The organism is Effusibacillus sp. SKA8, from assembly GCF_058273125.1.
Genome location: NZ_JBZCSF010000018.1, coordinates 17,957 through 33,761, shown reverse-complemented (window position 1 = coordinate 33,761; position 15,805 = coordinate 17,957). Strand labels below are relative to the sequence as shown.

18 protein-coding genes are annotated in these 15,805 nt (G+C 54.8%); 4 read left to right on the top strand and 14 right to left on the bottom strand.

The window, feature by feature from the left end:
* Positions 1-42: 42 nt before the first annotated feature.
* The 5 genes from AC4ED1_RS13420 to AC4ED1_RS13400 all read right to left on the bottom strand — a co-directional run bounded on the left by AC4ED1_RS13420 (position 43) and on the right by AC4ED1_RS13400 (position 4,570).
* Positions 43-927 (bottom strand): diacylglycerol kinase, encoded by an 885-nt coding sequence (locus AC4ED1_RS13420; RefSeq protein WP_490939436.1) that lies wholly within the window; start codon positions 925-927, stop codon positions 43-45.
* A gap of 80 nt (positions 928-1,007) precedes the next feature.
* Entirely contained in the window at positions 1,008-2,453 is a 1,446-nt protein-coding gene (gene gatB, locus AC4ED1_RS13415; protein ID WP_490939434.1) for an Asp-tRNA(Asn)/Glu-tRNA(Gln) amidotransferase subunit GatB, read from the bottom strand.
* Positions 2,450-3,916, bottom strand: a complete 1,467-nt coding sequence (gatA, locus tag AC4ED1_RS13410; protein WP_490939432.1) for an Asp-tRNA(Asn)/Glu-tRNA(Gln) amidotransferase subunit GatA — start codon at positions 3,914-3,916, stop codon at positions 2,450-2,452. The genes gatB and gatA overlap by 4 nt, the downstream gene beginning before the upstream one ends.
* Position 3,917: 1 nt before the next feature.
* The gene (gatC, locus tag AC4ED1_RS13405) at positions 3,918-4,208 is read right to left on the bottom strand and encodes an Asp-tRNA(Asn)/Glu-tRNA(Gln) amidotransferase subunit GatC (protein ID WP_490939431.1); all 291 of its coding nucleotides are present in this window, start codon (positions 4,206-4,208) and stop codon (positions 3,918-3,920) included.
* Between the two features lie 53 nt (positions 4,209-4,261).
* Positions 4,262-4,570: a winged helix-turn-helix transcriptional regulator gene (locus tag AC4ED1_RS13400; protein WP_490939429.1), complete on the bottom strand. Its 309-nt coding sequence runs from the start codon at positions 4,568-4,570 to the stop codon at positions 4,262-4,264.
* Positions 4,571-4,685: 115 nt separating this feature from the next.
* Between AC4ED1_RS13400 and AC4ED1_RS13395 the strand changes: the two genes are divergently transcribed.
* Positions 4,686-5,387, top strand: coding sequence for a pirin family protein (locus AC4ED1_RS13395; protein WP_490939427.1), 702 nt, complete (start codon positions 4,686-4,688; stop codon positions 5,385-5,387).
* On the opposite strand, the gene AC4ED1_RS13390 is transcribed toward AC4ED1_RS13395, so the two are convergent.
* The 5 genes from AC4ED1_RS13390 to AC4ED1_RS13370 all read right to left on the bottom strand — a co-directional run bounded on the left by AC4ED1_RS13390 (position 5,370) and on the right by AC4ED1_RS13370 (position 10,508).
* The gene (locus AC4ED1_RS13390; RefSeq protein WP_490939425.1) at positions 5,370-6,299 is read right to left on the bottom strand and encodes a ketopantoate reductase family protein; all 930 of its coding nucleotides are present in this window, start codon (positions 6,297-6,299) and stop codon (positions 5,370-5,372) included. The genes AC4ED1_RS13395 and AC4ED1_RS13390 overlap by 18 nt on opposite strands.
* A 182-nt stretch (positions 6,300-6,481) precedes the next feature.
* Positions 6,482-6,796: a hypothetical protein gene (locus AC4ED1_RS13385; protein WP_490939423.1), complete on the bottom strand. Its 315-nt coding sequence runs from the start codon at positions 6,794-6,796 to the stop codon at positions 6,482-6,484.
* Positions 6,797-6,864: 68 nt separating this feature from the next.
* A complete protein-coding gene (locus AC4ED1_RS13380; RefSeq protein ID WP_490939465.1) occupies positions 6,865-8,946 on the bottom strand; it encodes a heavy metal translocating P-type ATPase in 2,082 nt (693 codons plus the stop codon).
* A 197-nt stretch (positions 8,947-9,143) separates the two neighbouring features.
* Positions 9,144-10,130 carry a cation diffusion facilitator family transporter gene (locus AC4ED1_RS13375; RefSeq protein WP_490939421.1) on the bottom strand — a complete coding sequence of 329 codons (987 nt, stop codon included), beginning with the start codon at positions 10,128-10,130 and terminating at the stop codon, positions 9,144-9,146.
* 12 nt (positions 10,131-10,142) lie between these two features.
* Positions 10,143-10,508: an ArsR/SmtB family transcription factor gene (locus AC4ED1_RS13370; RefSeq protein WP_490939419.1), complete on the bottom strand. Its 366-nt coding sequence runs from the start codon at positions 10,506-10,508 to the stop codon at positions 10,143-10,145.
* A 151-nt stretch (positions 10,509-10,659) separates the two neighbouring features.
* On the opposite strand from AC4ED1_RS13370, the gene AC4ED1_RS13365 reads away from it, so the two are divergent.
* Positions 10,660-11,139, top strand: a complete 480-nt coding sequence (locus AC4ED1_RS13365) for a PCYCGC motif-containing (lipo)protein (protein WP_490939417.1) — start codon at positions 10,660-10,662, stop codon at positions 11,137-11,139.
* A 68-nt stretch (positions 11,140-11,207) separates the two neighbouring features.
* On the opposite strand, the gene AC4ED1_RS13360 is transcribed toward AC4ED1_RS13365, so the two are convergent.
* The gene (locus tag AC4ED1_RS13360; protein WP_490939415.1) at positions 11,208-11,819 is read right to left on the bottom strand and encodes an SCO family protein; all 612 of its coding nucleotides are present in this window, start codon (positions 11,817-11,819) and stop codon (positions 11,208-11,210) included.
* A 12-nt stretch (positions 11,820-11,831) separates the two neighbouring features.
* Positions 11,832-12,782 carry an MraY family glycosyltransferase gene (locus AC4ED1_RS13355; RefSeq protein ID WP_490939413.1) on the bottom strand — a complete coding sequence of 317 codons (951 nt, stop codon included), beginning with the start codon at positions 12,780-12,782 and terminating at the stop codon, positions 11,832-11,834.
* A gap of 140 nt (positions 12,783-12,922) precedes the next feature.
* On the opposite strand from AC4ED1_RS13355, the gene AC4ED1_RS13350 reads away from it, so the two are divergent.
* Positions 12,923-13,060, top strand: a complete 138-nt coding sequence (locus AC4ED1_RS13350; protein ID WP_490939411.1) for a hypothetical protein — start codon at positions 12,923-12,925, stop codon at positions 13,058-13,060.
* Between the two features lie 93 nt (positions 13,061-13,153).
* Positions 13,154-13,564 carry a Fur family transcriptional regulator gene (locus AC4ED1_RS13345; RefSeq protein WP_490939409.1) on the top strand — a complete coding sequence of 137 codons (411 nt, stop codon included), beginning with the start codon at positions 13,154-13,156 and terminating at the stop codon, positions 13,562-13,564.
* 31 nt (positions 13,565-13,595) lie between these two features.
* On the opposite strand, the gene AC4ED1_RS13340 is transcribed toward AC4ED1_RS13345, so the two are convergent.
* Together AC4ED1_RS13340 and AC4ED1_RS13335 are read right to left on the bottom strand one after the other, a co-directional pair.
* Positions 13,596-14,675 carry a mannose-1-phosphate guanylyltransferase gene (locus AC4ED1_RS13340; protein WP_490939407.1) on the bottom strand — a complete coding sequence of 360 codons (1,080 nt, stop codon included), beginning with the start codon at positions 14,673-14,675 and terminating at the stop codon, positions 13,596-13,598.
* Between the two features lie 3 nt (positions 14,676-14,678).
* A complete protein-coding gene (locus tag AC4ED1_RS13335; protein WP_490939405.1) occupies positions 14,679-15,785 on the bottom strand; it encodes a glycosyltransferase in 1,107 nt (368 codons plus the stop codon).
* Positions 15,786-15,805: the final 20 nt, after the last annotated feature.

The window sequence follows — 15,805 nt, the reverse complement described above, 5'->3', positions numbered from 1 at the left end:
AACGCCCATCCTTGGTCTTTTTTTTTGAGACACGAACAAAATTCACACCAGCACGTGCAAATGGTGCTTTAGAACGCGGAACTCTTTCGGCAAGGCCCCGCCATATTCCCCGTCGACGTTCAAATCCACGTGTTCGTTGGACGTCACCTTCAGCCAATCGGTCTGGAAGTACATCACCCGTTTGTTGTGGACATGCTCGCCCCTGAGCGCCTGGGTGGCAAGTTTGACCATATCCGGAATGCCCGACTGTTTGACGATGATCACATCAAACAACCCGTCGTCCAACTTGGCTTCCGGCGCTAGTTTCTCAAATCCGCCGACACGGCGGGAATTGCAGATCAGGCAAAGCATCGCCTTGCCGGAAAATCCGAAATTGGCGGCTTCCACCTCCAGGTGGATCGCCCGCAGTTGCGGGATTTTCTCAAGACCTTTCATGTAGTAGGCAAGCTGCCCCAACGCCGTCTTCATTTTGCTGGGCACTTCGTACGTGATCTCCGTGAGCCGTCCGCAGGCGGCAATATTGATGAAAAAATCGCCGTTCACCTGTCCGACATCCAGCGGCCTGACTTGGAAATTTGCAATCCGTTTGGCCGCTTCCACCAAATCGCGCGGCAGCCCCAGCGCCCTCGCCAGGTCGTTGCTCGTACCGGCGGGAAGTATCCCGAGGATCGGGCGTACGGGAGCCGCCGACAAACCGTTCACCACTTCGTTGACCGTACCGTCCCCGCCCGCGGCGATCACGTAATCAAATTCGTTTGCCGCCGCTTTGACCGCCGCTTGAACGGTGTCCGCAGCGCTTTTGGTCATGTGGCAGGACGTTTCCAAGCCCGCCGACTCCAGAATATCGAGGATTTCCGGCAGATGCTGCCGCACGATTTCTTTTCCGGACGACGGATTGTAGATCAACCGGGCCCTTCGCCTGACCATCGTGATACCTCCCTCCGCCGACGCTTCTGCAAATGGAGTCAATCGTAGTTAAACCCCAAGTCAAACTTGGGGTTGCGGTTTTACTTGATTCGTTCCAAAATCAATTTGTTGATCAACTGCGGGTTGCCTTTGCCTTTGGTCGCCTTCATCGCCTGCCCGACAAGAGCGCCCAGCGCCTTCTCTTTTCCGGCTTTGTAATCCGCGACCGATTGCGGGTTGTTCGCGATCACTTCCTCGACAATCTTGGCGAGTTCCCCTTCATCCGAGATCTGGACCAGGCCTTTCTCCTGAATAATCGTCTCCGGATCGCCGCCTGTCGCAAACATTTCTTCAAATACCGTCTTGGCGATCTTGGTGGAGATGGTGCCCTTGTCGATCAAGCCGATCAATTTTCCGAGGTCGACCGGCTTGATTTTCGAATCGGTGATTTCCAGACCGGCTTCGTTCAGATGGCCCATCAACTCGCCCATGATCCAGTTGGAAGCCGCCTTGGCGTTAGCGGTGTGTTTCAATGTCTCTTCGAAGAAATCGGACACCGCTCTCGTCGAAGTCAAAATTTCCGCGTCGTAAGAAGGCAGTCCCAATTGCTCGACATAACGGGCTTTGCGCTGGTCCGGCAGTTCCGGGATGGCGGCCCGGATGCTTTCGACCCACTCGCGGCTGATGTTCATCCTGACCAGATCCGGCTCCGGGAAGTAGCGGTAGTCGTGTGCTTCTTCTTTCGAGCGCATGACGATCGTCTCGTTTTTCGCGTCGTCCCAGCGAAGCGTCTGCTGCACGATCGTGCCGCCTTCGCTCAACACCTTCGCCTGCCGCGCCTGTTCGTATTCCAGCGCCCGCTGCACGTTGCGGAAGGAGTTCATGTTTTTCAGTTCCGTTTTGGTGCCGAATTCCTTCTGCCCGACGGGGCGCAGCGAGATGTTGGCGTCGCAGCGCAAGGAGCCCTCTTCCATTTTTACGTCGGAGATGTCGCAATATTGCATGATCGCCTTCAGCTTTTCCAAATAAGCGCGTGCTTCCTCCGGCGTCCGGATGTCCGGCTCGGATACGATCTCGATCAAAGGCACGCCGACGCGGTTGTAATCGACGAGCGTATGCGTTCCGTACGGGTCGTGCGTCGATTTTCCGGCGTCTTCTTCCAGGTGCACCCGGGTGATGCCGATTCGTTTTGTCCGGCCGTTGACTTCGATTTCAATCCACCCGTGCTCGCCAACAGGTTTGTCGTATTGCGAGATCTGGTACGCTTTCGGCAGGTCGGGATAAAAGTAGTTCTTACGGTCGAACTTGCTGATCTCCGCAATCCTGCAGTTCAAAGCCAACGCCGCTTTGATCGCCAATTCCAGCGCACCTCGGTTCAGCACCGGCAGTACGCCCGGGTGGCCCAGGCAAACGGGGCAAACGTTGGTGTTCGGAGGAGCGCCAAACTGTGTCGAACACCCGCAGAAAATTTTCGATTGTGTCCTCATTTCAACGTGAACTTCAAGACCGATCACTGTTTCAAATCGTGTTGCAGCCGCTTGTGTCAAGCCCGTACACCCCCCGCCAGCTTCGGACGCAAGTTCAGTTTCGCTTGCTGCTCGTATGCATGAGCCACTTTTAGGATTGTGGACTCATCAAACGCTTTTCCGACAATCTGCAGGCCGACAGGCATTCCATCCGCCAGTCCGCAGGGCACCGAAATGGCCGGCAGCCCCGCCAGGTTGACCGGAATCGTGAAAATGTCGTTCAGGTACATCGTCATCGGGTCGTCAGTTTTTTCCCCCGACTTGAAGGCCACTGTCGGAGCGGTCGGGGACACGACCACGTCAAACTTCTCAAACACCTTGTCAAAATCTTGTTTGATCAGAGTGCGCACTTTCTGCGCGCGAAGATAATACGCGTCGTAATAGCCGGATGACAGGGCGTAGGTGCCCAGCATGATGCGGCGCTTGACTTCCGGGCCGAATCCCTGCGCACGGGTTTTCTTGTACATGTCGATCAGGTTGTCCGCGTCTTCCGCCCGCACCCCGTAACGGACCCCGTCATAACGGGCCAGGTTGGAAGAAGCTTCCGCCGGTGCGATCAAATAATAACAAGCGATGGCGTACTTCGTGTGAGGCAGAGTCACTTCCTCAACGATTGCGCCCTGCGATTCCAGCACCTTGATCGCTTCCCTCACCCGATCCGCCACTTCCGGGTCAAGCCCTTCGGCGAAATATTCCCTGGGCATCGCGATGCGCAACCCTTTGACATCCCGGTTCAACGCGGACAGGTAGTCGGGAATCTTCACATTGGCCGAGGTGGAATCCAGTTCGTCATAACCTGCAATCGCCTGCAGAACGATTGCGGCATCTTCCACACTCCGGGCAAGCGGTCCGATCTGGTCAAGGGATGACGCAAACGCCACCAGCCCGAAACGGGACACCAACCCGTAAGTCGGTTTCAAACCCACGACGCCGCAATACGATGCCGGTTGCCGAATCGATCCCCCCGTGTCCGATCCGAGGGAAAAGGGGACATGCCCGGCCGCGACGGTCGCCGCGGAGCCGCCGGAAGAGCCGCCCGGAACCCGGTCAATGTCCCATGGATTCTTGGTCGGGAAAAAAGCGGAATTCTCGTTGGAGGACCCCATCGCAAATTCGTCCATGTTGGTCTTGCCGACACAGACGAAATTTTGCTCCTCCAGTTTTTTCACGACCGTTGCGGTATACGGCGGTATGTAATTGGCGAGTATCCGGCTGGCGCAGGTGGTCTTTACGCCTTCCGTGCACATGTTGTCCTTGATCGCGCCTGGAATTCCGTACAGAAGCGGGAGTTCCCCGTCGGGCAGGTTGTCCAGTTTTTTCGCGTGCGCCAGCGCCTGCTCGGCAGTGACCGTCAGATACGCCTTCACCTGATTGTCCGTCGCTTCGATACGCCGGATCGCGGCTTCCGCCAGTTCCGACGGTTTGATTTCCCTATCCCGGATTTTCGTATGCAAATCGCGAATCGATTCGTCCAAAATGCCCATGTTATCCCTCCATGACAGCCGGCACGCGGAACTGCCCGGCCTCCTTGTCAGGCGCGTTCGCCAACGCCTGTTCGTTCGTCAGCCAGGTGCGGGGCCGGTCTTCCCGCATCACGTTTTCGATCGGCAGGACATGGCTTGTCGGTTCGACATTCTCCAAATCGAGTTTCTGCAGCTCTGCCGCATGCTGCAGGATTTTGTTGAGCTGTCCGGTAAACGTCTCCATTTCTTCCTCGCTTAAAGCAAGACGGGCCAGGTTCGCCACATGGGCCACGTCTTGAATCGTGATGGACATAGGCAGACACCCCCAAGAAACACTTCCGAAACCGTTTTTTGATTATACCACATCTACATCCATTTTTCAGACCAATCCTGGATCGCTTTCACAACCGATTCCAGTTCCCGTCCTTTTTCGGTCAATTGATATTCGATCCGCACGGGTGTCTCAGGATACACGTGGCGGGTGAGAATCCCTGCCGCCTCCAATTCCTTGAGGCGCTCGGTCAGCATTTTGTCGCTCATCTCGGGCATAATTTGCTTCATGTCGCGGAAGCGTTTCGGGCCGCCCAGCAACACGCGGATGATCAGGCCCGTCCAGCGTTTTCCGAGAATTTCGATCCCCGCCTCGTACTTGGGGCACATTTTCGTGTAATCCACCCCGGACACCTCCTCCCATCATCATATCACAAGCCGCTTGACAGGGAGCAGCCGATATGTTTATTATACTATAATTAAGTAAGGTGCTTTAAAAACTATAAAAAGGGGCGACGTTATGATCCGCATCATCCGTTCCGATGAACGTTATCTCGCCGAACACGGCTGGTTGACGAGCCGTTTTAGTTTCTCCTTTGCCGAATACTATGATCCGGACAACCGCCTGTTTTGGCCGATGCGGGTGCTGAACGACGATATTATACAACCCGGCGCCGGATTCGGGATGCATCCCCACGCCGAGATGGAGATCGTGACTTATGTGATCAGCGGCGAACTGCTGCATGAAGACAGCGCCGGCCACCGGGAAATCTTACGCGCCGGCGAGTTGCAGCGCATGTCCGCAGGCACGGGAATTTACCATTCGGAGGTGAACCCGTCAACCGCCCGTCCGACCCGTCTTTTGCAAATGTGGTTTTTGCCGGATACCCGCGGCCTGACCCCTTCCTATGAGCAAAAAGGGTTCCCCCGCGAAGCGAAAATCGGAATCCTGCTGCCGGTTGTGTCCAACCGGACATACGACAGAAATCTGCACATCCATCAGGACATGACCCTCTACCTGTCCGTGTTGGAAGCCGGCGCGGACATTTCCTACCGGACGCAAGCCGGCCGCCGCACGCATCTGTTTGTCATCGACGACAGCCTGCTTCTCAACGGCGGCGAAAAAATGGCCCCGGGCGACGCCGCACGGATTGAAGGCGTGACAGACCTCTCCTTCGCCACGGAATCGGGCGCGGAATTTATGTTAATCGACCTGCCGTGAACCGTATTCGTAGGGTTTTATCAATCCGTACAACGTTCTTACGGTTGGCACCTGAACCCCCGCCTGCAGGGCAATCCGCACCGCCGCTCCCTGCAGGCTTTCCACTTCCAGCGGCAGCCCCTTGCGGAAATCCTGATGCATCGAAGACGTGGAGCCGGGCGGAAGTTTGTCCATGTTGTTGACCGTCTTCTCGACAAACTGCCCGGAAAGCCGTACCCCTTTCGCCGCCGCCAACTCCCGCATCTCGGTGAGTGCAAGACGAAACACGTCTTTTGTCGCCTCATACATCAATACCTTATCGATCGGCAGCCGGCTTGCGGTCGTGACGCCGGAGAACGCCGTGATAAAGGCATATTTGTTCCAAATGTCCACTCGGACATCATCTTTGCTCAACAGCATCCGCATGTTTGCGTCTTTTGCAGCGTCCGCCAGGCGCCGGCAGAATTCCGCCTGCTCCGGTTGCAGCGGCCCGAACACAATGTCGTGCGTTTGATTTGTATGCACGATTCGCCCTTCCCCGTCCAGCGTCGAGATGATCTGGCAAATGCCGCCCAGCACCGCTTCCCTGCCAAGTTCTTGCGCCAGGATGTCAAAATGCTCAACTCCGTTTAGCAGCGGAAGCACTTTGGCTCCTTTCGCGGCCAGGGGACGAATCGAATCCAGCACCGATTTCAGATGATAATTTTTAACCGCCAGGATGACGAGGTCGCAGGTTTCGATCTCATCCGCGTGCAGCGCGAGCTTTGTCTCAAGCCGTACATTTCCCTGCGGACTCTGGATCACCAGTCCTGTGCGCTTCAGTTGCTCCGCCCTTTTTTCGCGGACGAGGTACGTGACATCCAGACCCGCCTCCTGCAGTCTTCCGCCGAAGTATCCTCCGACCGCACCCGCTCCGACAACCGTAATCTTCATCTGGCTCACCCTTTCCATACGTCCTGTCCCACTGTAACTTCGCATCAAGTCGATCTGTTTTGACCGGGTTGTTACTTTCATTATCCCTGAATAATCGGAATTTGTAAAAAGCAAATCGGTCTGACTTAATCAATCCCGTTCACCGCCAAATAAAAAACAGACCGTTTGCGACAGTCCGCTTTTTAAGCATCGTATTCAAATTTCACTTGATCTTCGCAACCGAATTCTCGTAAAAACTCTTTGATGTTGCGGATTTTTTGTCGGTCTTTCTCCACGATGATAAACCATGAGGCTGGATATTCATAAGCAAATCGTTCTCTAAATTGTTCCCCGTCGTCATCTACAACCGCTAAGCCAACACTGTTGTCATCGTTTATAAAAAAACTCTGAATCTCATAAATTTTCCCATGTGTGCAATAACCTGGTGTTGTCTCACCAATGAACTTTCCGTAGGTGACACCACTTATCCCTCTACTTTCATCTCTTCCTTCTGCCATATCAAAACCGCCTTTTATAGGGATTTGCGAAACTTACGTCCAAAAATTGATAAAATTGCAAGTCGCCGTTATTGATCCGGCCGCTTTCGAAGCAACCGCAGGCCGTTTAGCGTGACTGCGATCGTGGCTCCCATATCGGCCAAAATCGCCAACCACAACGTCAACCATCCGGGTACGACGAGCAAAACGGCAGCCAGTTTGACGGTCAGGGAAAAAGCGATGTTTTGTTTGATGATCCGCAGGGCGGCACGGCTCAATCGCACCACATACGGCAATTTCGCAAGGTCGTCTCCCATCAGCACAATATCCGCCGTCTCCAGCGCCGCATCCGTGCCCGCCCCGCCCATCGCGATTCCAAGCGAGGCGGCGGCAAGCGCCGGCGCGTCATTGATGCCGTCGCCGACCATCGCGACTTGCCCGTATCGGGACCGGAGTCTTTCGATCCGGTCAAGCTTCTCTTCCGGCAGCAATTCTCCAAAGGATTCGTCGATTCCGACACATTTGGCGATCGCCGCCGCCGTCCGATTGTTGTCGCCCGTCAGCATCACCGTTTTTTCAATCCCGGTCCGCTTCAGTTGACGGACGGTCTCCCGGCTTGTGTCGCGCACGCGGTCTGCCACGGCGATCACTCCCAGCACCTTGCAGTCCGTGCCGACAAGCATCACCGTTTTCCCTTCCGCCTGAAGCCGTAGAACTTCCCTTTGAATCTCCGGGAAACCGGCGTCCATCGCCCGGTCGGGCCCGGTATTCTGCTGCGGCAAGCGGTTTTGATCGGCCCACAATTCCTCAAAAAAACGCAAGTTGCCAATATGATACACCGTGCCGCCGATCTTGCCGGAAGCCCCTTTTCCGGCAACGGCCGTCAATTGCTCCGCCGCTTCCGCACGGAGGCCCAACTCCTCCGCCCGCTTCACAATCGCCCGGGCAAGAGGATGCTCCGACAATTTTTCCAAACCGGCCGCAATTTGCAGGAGCTCGCGGTCAGTCAGCGATATGCCGGTCACATCCGTCACTTCCGGCTCGCCCTTGGTCAGCGTGCCCGTTTTGTCAAACGCGACCGCCCGCAGCGTTCCCGCTTGCTCCAGGAACACTCCCCCTTTAATCAAAACTCCGTGTCTGGCCGCCGTTCCGATCGCTGTCACAACGGCAACGGGAGTGGATACCACCAGTGCGCAGGGACAAGCGACAACCAACAATGCCAACGCCTCATAAATCCAGCGTTCCCACGCCCCGTCCAGCCAAAGCGGCGGCACCAGGGCTACCAGAACCGCCAGGATCATCACCGCTGGCGTGTAGACTTTCGCAAACTTGTCGACAAACGCTTGCGCGGGAGCTCTTTTGTTCTGCGCTTCTTCCACCAAATGGATAATCTTTGCGATGGTGGTGTCGGCAACAAGTTTTGTGACGCGAATCCGAATCGCGCCCTGTTGATTCAACGTACCGCCGTATACGGCGTCGCCCGCCGATTTTTCCACCGGCATCGATTCACCGGTGATGGCCGCCTCGTTCATGGAAGACGCGCCGTCGACGATCACCCCATCGGTCGGGACCTTCTCACCGGGCCGCACAAGCAGCACGTCGCCCACCGCCAGTTCTTCCACCGGCATTCGCAATTCCTGCCCGTTCCGAAGGACGGTCGCTTCCTTCGGAGCCGTTTCCATCAGCGATCGGATCGACTGCCGGGCTTTTTCCATCGAATACGTTTCCAGCATTTCACTGACCGCAAACAAGAACGCGACCACGGTCGCTTCTTCCCATTCCCCGATCAGAATCGCCCCGGTGACCGCCACGGTCATTAACACATTCATGTCGAATTCGAATCGCAGCAGACTGCGCATCCCCTTCCGGGCAACTCCCGATCCGCTGACCAGAACCGAGACCAGCAAAATGCCCTGGGCAAACGGAAACAGATCCCGTTCATAGAGAATCCATCCCGCAATCATGAGCAATCCGGCGATCCCGACGCGCAGCGCTTTGCCATTCGCTTGCCAAAAAGGCTGTCGAACCGCGGAAACCGGGGCCCCGACCGGGTGAAGCGTCACCGCTTCCACTTTGCGGGCTTCCTTTTCCAGTTCTTCGTCGCCGATCGAACCAATGACCGTAAGTTTCCCCGCGGCAAAATTCAAGTTCGCTTCCTGAACTCCAGGCAACGCCCGAAGATGCGCCTCCAATTTCGAGGCGCAGCCCGCTCAGGTCAAACCGGTGACCCGGTAGGCTCTTTGATTTCCAGCCGCCATTCCTCCCACCTCCGCAAAACAGCCCGCCAAAACCCGGTTCCCAACAACAACACGACGTGAATCGTTGCAGCCGTTTCCGCATGCTCTGTTGTACCTGGAATCCACAGGAATCAGCAATGCGTGCAGTCTTCCGTATCCGGATGCAAATTTTCGGTTTCAATCTGAATCGTCGTGTGGCTGAGACCGAATTTTTCCTGCAACACGATTTCCAACTGGCGAAGAATCCGCTGACCGTCCTGTTCGTTCTCAATCACCACATGGCCGCTCATGCAGACAAATCCGGAAGAAACGGACCAGACGTGGAGGTCGTGCACCTGCTGCACGCCGCCGACCGCATGCATCGCTTTCCGCAACTTTCCGAGATCGATATGCGCGGGTGTCCCTTCCAGCAAAACATGTACCGTATCCCGCAGCAAACGGTAGGAACCGAGCAGCACCAACACTCCGATCACAACGCTGATAACCGGGTCCGCGTAATACCAGCCCGTATACATCATGATCAGCGCGGCCGCAATCGCCCCAGCCGATCCCAGCGCGTCCCCCAGCACATGCAGAAAGGCGCCGCGGACATTCAGATTGTGATGATGGCCGCCCCCGCGCGACAAGACCCATGCGCTTGCCAAATTGGCGGCCAAACCGACGATCGCCACCGCCAGCATCAGCCCGCTTTGCACTTCCGGCGGATTTTGAAACCGTTGATAGGCTTCCCAGAAGATGTACAGCGATACAACCACCAGTGTAACAGCGTTGCCCAATGCAGCAATCACTTCCGCCCGGTAAAATCCGTACGTCCGCTGCAGCGTCGCCGGTTTTGCCGCAAACCAGATCGCCAGCAGGCTCAGCCCGAGCGCCGCCACATCGCTGAACATATGGGCCGCATCCGACAACAACGCCAGACTGTTGGTCACTAGCCCGCCAAGCAATTCCGCAATCAAAATACCGCCGGTCATCAGCAAAGCGATCGTCAGCGACCGCTTGCTGCCGCCCGCGTGATGATGCCCGAAACCGTGGTGATGGTGATGCCGGTGATTGTGGTCGTGATCATGATGATGGTCGGGATGATCATGCCCGTGTTCACGGTTATATCTGCCTGTCACGCCGAGTCCTCCTCAAGCCTTTGTCTCTTGATAATGCTGAAACGCCATCTCCAAAATCGTGCTGACATGATCGTCCGCCAGCGAATAAAACACCAGCTTGCCCTCTTTCCGGTGGCGCGTCAGACCCATGTTGCGCAACAGACGCAAGTGATGCGAAGCATTGGCGACCGTTGTGCCGATTATGTTTGCGACATCGCACACGCATAATTCATTTTCCTTGGACAGCGCGTAAGCGATCCGAAACCGGGTATCATCAGCCAGCGCCTTAAAAATCGCCGAGATGCCTTGCGGAACTTCCGCCTCCTTGCGGAGCCGATTGACCTTTTCCTCGTCATAGCAAAAAATTTCGCATGTATCGTCCCGATAATCGGTACTCATCACAGCACCTCATTCAAACATTCATTTTAATATTATAGTATGCGAGGTTCAAATAATTGTCAACCTGGAACTCATGCATTTCCGCTAAAAATATGCGATAATGAAGCGTAGCTTTGTATCGCGATCAGGTTAAGAAAGGAGTTTTTCCCCGATGAAAAAACTTCTTCTGTTTATATCCCTCGCTTTGGCGCTGGCCGGATGCTCGCAAACGGCTTCGCCGAAAGAAACAGCCAACGGGGGGTTCCTCGACGAGAGCAAAGGGGATATCCGGCAAATGACCGCCTCAGCGGATGAATTGCCCTTTTTTGTGAAGAACAAACCGGAGCATACCCAATTGGTCTATACGCTGGCGGCCAAGAACGACAAACTTTTGCGCTACATCCCTTGTTACTGCGGCTGCGGCGAGTCGGTCGGGCATCAGAGCAACGCGGATTGTTTCGTAAAATCGGTCAAACCCGACGGAGTCGTCTGGGATTCCCACGGAACCAAATGCGGAGTGTGCATGGATATCGCCGCAGAATCGGTGAAACTGCAGGCGGAAGGCAAGTCCGTCAAGGAAATCCGCGCTTTCATCGATCAAGAATACGCCAACACGGGACAAAAGCCCACCCCGACCCCGATGCCGAACTAAAAAGAACATCCCGTTTCACTATCAAAAGTGGGACGGGATGTTTATATTCGTGACTTTTTGGGCAGCCGTCACTCTTTGGCAAGCCGCACGATGTCCTGCAAAATTTCCTCATTGTTCATCTTAGGCCCCATCGAGTAGATCTTGCGGATATTGTTGTTCCTGTCAATCAAAAACAACGAGCGCACGGGATGGATGTAGGAACCGTCCGGTTGCTTTTCCGCGAAGATTTTGTAGTCTTTCAACACCTTTTGGATTTCTTCCTCGCTTCCCGTGTAGAAAGACCAACCCGACCAGTCGACTTTCATGCCCTCGGCGTATTTTTTCATCACTTCCGGAGTGTCCCGTTCCGGATCGAACGAGATGGCCACCAATTGAACATCCTTGCCGAACAATTTCTTTTTCTTCAGTTCCTCCTGCAGGGAGACCATGTTCACCGTGGTCGTGGGGCAAATGTCGGGACAGTTCAAAAAGATGAATTCGACAAGCTTCACCTTCCGCCCCAAAGATTGCAGAGATTCCCGCTGCCCGTTGACATTTTGCAGCGTCCAATTGGGAGCCCTCTCCACAACCGGCAGCCGGGTGCTCCCCCACCAAAACCAGTACGCCAGCCCGCCGATCACCGCGAGAGACAGGATGACAATGAACAGATTGACCGTTTTTTTCCCGAATGTTGTCTGCATGTTTCAATCCCCTTATTTGTTGACCAGCACCAAAATGATGGACGCCAGCGAGAAGCAGATCCCGAGAAGATACAGGAAGGCAACCGTTTGAATCTGGCTGAGTCCCGACCGCATCAGTTGATGGTGCGTGTGTTCCTTATCCGGTTTGTAGATCGGCCGTTTCTCCTTGATGCGGCGGATCGTGACATAGAAGAAATCAAAAATCGGAACCCCCAGCGCCAGAACCGGAACCACCACCGACACGAGGGTGTACGCCTTGAACGCGCCTTCCACGGCAATGGCAGCCAGCGTAAATCCGAGAAAGTTTGAACCCGAATCGCCCATAAAAATGCGGGCCGGATGAAAATTGTGCCGAAGAAACGCCAACGTGACGGCAATCATGGTCACGGCAAACAGGGCGCTTGCCGGCTGATCCTTCAAAAGCGAAATGAACAGCAAGCTCGTTGCCGAAATCGCGGCGATCCCTCCTGCCAATCCGTCAACTCCGTCAAGGAAATTAAACATGTTAGTGATACCGACAACCCACAACAGGGTGGCGATTACCGACAGCCAAAAAGGAAACACGTAATACCCTATATCCCCAAACGGAATCGTGATCGTTTCAATTCGGATATCGAAATAGACAAGGATCGACGCCGCCAGGATCTGTCCCAGAAACTTCGGCAGAGCGGGGAAATCCTTGCCCCTTGTTTTCGCGTAATCATCGATCAACCCGATCAAAAAAATCACCAGAGCCCCCAGTGCCAACCCGATATATTCGCGGCTGATGTCGCCCCTGAGCAGAGTGGTGACGAAAAACCCGACAAACATGGCCGCTCCGCCAAGCAGGGGAATTGGGTCACTGTGGATTTTCCTCTGGTTCGGCATGTCTACAAACCCCGTGCGCAAGGCGAGCTTCCGCATGACAGGAACCAGCGCGTAGACGATGAAAAAGGCAAGAGCAAAGGTGAACACATGCTGCATGAGCTTGGCCTCCCACCCCGGGTCTGTTAATCTTCCTCATTATATCAGACAACCGTGACCGAATGAAGCGGTCATATTTCAAAAATGCGCGTCATATCCTGTAGCATCCGATTTTCCGGCCGCATAATGGAGGTGAGACAATGAATCTGGGCTGGCTTCTCGCTGCGATTTCCCTGCCCGTCGTCTTTTTCCTGGGCAGGTACTCCGCCAGATACAAATTTGTTCGCGTTCGCCCCCGGTACCGGCAAAACGTTCGCGAGTTCATCCGGGGAAAGTGAAAACCATTTGTCGCTTTCATCTTGCCGGTTCCCCAACTTGACACCCTTTCCCTTGTTTCCTACAATGAGTGGGAACAAAAAGGGGAGTGGGCGATGAATACCGAAGGGTTCCTCCAGCAGCTCAAGCGGCAAGGATTCAAACTTACCGGCAAGCGGCGTGCCATCGTCGATATCTTGCTGGAAGAAAATCGCTATATCACAGCCAAAGAGCTTATCGAAAAGCTGAAAAGCATCTATCCGCAAGTCTCGGTGGATACGGTGTATCGCAACCTGAACCTGCTGAAAGAAGAGAAAATCATCGAGGAGTCCGAATTCGGAGAAGGAGGATCCCGTTTTCGAATCCGCTGTTCGACCCGGCATCATCACCATCTGGTCTGCCTGGGGTGCGGCCGTACCCGGCCCCTGCATGAATGCCCGATGGATCTGATGGCGCAAGTGCCTGAAGATTTTAAGGTGGTCGGTCACCGGTTTGAAATCCACGGATATTGTTCCGCTTGCCAGTAGTCGCCATCCCCAGGCACGGCTGCTGGCTTTCTTAAAGGTACGATTCCATTTTCTGCCTTTTCAATTCCTTGATCAACTCTTTGATATGCTGCGACCGGTACTTGGAGCATACAAGGGTGATGTCTTCCGTATCGACAATGATAATGTCCTGAATCCCGAGAGTGGCGATCAGCTTGCCACCGGCACTGTGGATAATGCAGTCATGCGTGTCCAGCCTTACGACATTGCCTTGGATGACATTGTCGTACATGTCCCGCTCGGAAATCTTTGCAAGCGCTCCCCAGCTGCCGACATCGTTCCATCCGAACTCGCACGGAACCATATGGATATTGTCCGCTTTTTCCATGACGCCGTAATCGATGGAGATGGCGGGAAGCCTCGGATAGACCTGCTCCATGACGGCGTGTTCGTCCGGCGTTCCCAAGGAACGGCGAATCGTTTCCAGCCCTTTGTGCAGATCGGGCAAAAACAGCCGGATCATTTGCTCGATCGTATCGGCGTGCCACAGAAACATCCCGCTGTTCCAAAAATAGTTCGGCTGTTGTATGAAATATTCGGCCGTTTCGCGGTTCGGCTTCTCGAGAAACCTTTCCACCTTGTATCCGGAGAAAATCCGGTCTTCCTCCCGCGTTGACACCCGCATATAGCCGTAGCCGGTCTCCGGATACGCGGGCCTGATCCCCAAAGTGACGATTCCACGGGTTCTCTGCAACACCTCTCTTCCCTTGCGGATGCTTCTGGCAAACGAATCCTCGTCCTCAATGTAATGATCCGCCGGGACAACCAACAATTCGCTGGCCGGATTTTGCAGTGCGATTGTATAGGACGCCAGCCCGATGCAAGCGGCCGTGTCGCGCCCGACCGGTTCCAGCAAAAGATTGCCTTCCGGCAGTTCCGGCAACTGCAGTTTGACAAGGTGCCGGTAGTTACGATGGCTCACGATGTAAATCCGTTCGAGCGGGACCAGCTTCTGCAAGCGGTCGACCGTCATTTGCAGCATTGAGCGATGCCCGGCGATCGTCAAAAATTGCTTCGGCCACTGGGAGCGGCTGAGCGGCCAAAACCGTTCGCCTTTGCCCCCCGCCATTACGATTACGTTCAAGTCAGACATGCGTTACGGCCTCCCGTAGTCATTCATTGAATGAGCCGCGATTTTTGCGTTTTGACGCCATGTCCAGATGCTGTTCATGCCGAAATTCCACCCGGTAGCAACCAGTATCCCAATTGCGTCCGCCAATAATGCATGCACCCCGAACCTTGTGTGCAACGCATACAGCGTCAATAAATTGATCCCGATCCCGACCGTCGAGATCACGACATATTTGAAATACCGCGCCAGCAGCAGGCCCTGTTTTTCACCGGGCCAGGTGAACGTATCGTGAAGCACGAAATTGGATGTCATCGCGGCCAATGCGGAAAGAAACCCCGAGAATAAGGCGGTAAACCGCGCCACCGCGTAAAAGATCTCAAACGCGAACAAATTGACCAGCACACCCGACATTCCGACCAGCAAAAAGATGAACAACCTGCGGTCCTCCGGACTGCTCGCGACAAGACGGCACACATGCCGCAAATAATTCAACTGTTCTTGAAGATTCATTTTCGATTCGTCACCATGCCGTTTTTGAAACTCGTAAGGGACCTCGACCACATGTTTATAATGTCCTTTCACGAGGATTTCCAATAAAATCTTCCATCCGATCGGATTCCAATCGATTTCCTGCAGCACATGCCTGCGCAGCATGAAAAAACCGCTCATCGGATCCGACACTTTGCGCACCCGGCGGAGGGCGGCTTGTCCGATGAGTCTGGCGCCTCTGGCAATCAGCTTGCGGTGCGGCCGAAGTCCTCGATCCCCGCCGCCGGTGAGGAACCGGCTGGGAATGACCAGATCCGCTCCCCGCTGGATTTGCTTTAACATCTCCGGCAGCAATTCGGGCGGATGCTGCAGATCCGCATCCATCACAGCCAATATCTCGCCCCGCGCCGTTTCAAACCCCCGGATCACCGCCGTCGCGAGCCCCTTTTCATGGTCACGGCGAATATAGCGGAATTCGGTGTATTTTTCCGTAACCGTTTGCAATACTGCCGGTGTATCGTCCGTACTGTCATCGACAAAAATCACTTCGTAGCTCTCCCCGTTCAACGCGCCGCGAATCCGTTCCGTCAGGGCGAGTATATTTCCTTGCTCGTTGTATGTTGGAATGATGACACTGATCATGGGTGCCTCCTCAACCAACC

Coding starts and splice junctions, on each gene's coding strand:
- AC4ED1_RS13420 (WP_490939436.1), bottom strand. CDS start 927: ATGGTCAGGCGAAGGGCCCGGTTGATCTACAATCCGTCGTCCGGAAAA.
- gatA (WP_490939432.1), bottom strand. CDS start 3,916: ATGGGCATTTTGGACGAATCGATTCGCGATTTGCATACGAAAATCCGG.
- gatC (WP_490939431.1), bottom strand. CDS start 4,208: ATGTCCATCACGATTCAAGACGTGGCCCATGTGGCGAACCTGGCCCGT.
- AC4ED1_RS13395 (WP_490939427.1), top strand. CDS start 4,686: ATGATCCGCATCATCCGTTCCGATGAACGTTATCTCGCCGAACACGGC.
- AC4ED1_RS13390 (WP_490939425.1), bottom strand. CDS start 6,299: ATGAAGATTACGGTTGTCGGAGCGGGTGCGGTCGGAGGATACTTCGGC.
- AC4ED1_RS13385 (WP_490939423.1), bottom strand. CDS start 6,796: ATGGCAGAAGGAAGAGATGAAAGTAGAGGGATAAGTGGTGTCACCTAC.
- AC4ED1_RS13370 (WP_490939419.1), bottom strand. CDS start 10,508: ATGAGTACCGATTATCGGGACGATACATGCGAAATTTTTTGCTATGAC.
- AC4ED1_RS13365 (WP_490939417.1), top strand. CDS start 10,660: ATGAAAAAACTTCTTCTGTTTATATCCCTCGCTTTGGCGCTGGCCGGA.
- AC4ED1_RS13360 (WP_490939415.1), bottom strand. CDS start 11,819: ATGCAGACAACATTCGGGAAAAAAACGGTCAATCTGTTCATTGTCATC.
- AC4ED1_RS13355 (WP_490939413.1), bottom strand. CDS start 12,782: ATGCAGCATGTGTTCACCTTTGCTCTTGCCTTTTTCATCGTCTACGCG.
- AC4ED1_RS13350 (WP_490939411.1), top strand. CDS start 12,923: ATGAATCTGGGCTGGCTTCTCGCTGCGATTTCCCTGCCCGTCGTCTTT.
- AC4ED1_RS13345 (WP_490939409.1), top strand. CDS start 13,154: ATGAATACCGAAGGGTTCCTCCAGCAGCTCAAGCGGCAAGGATTCAAA.
- AC4ED1_RS13340 (WP_490939407.1), bottom strand. CDS start 14,675: ATGTCTGACTTGAACGTAATCGTAATGGCGGGGGGCAAAGGCGAACGG.
- AC4ED1_RS13335 (WP_490939405.1), bottom strand. CDS start 15,785: ATGATCAGTGTCATCATTCCAACATACAACGAGCAAGGAAATATACTC.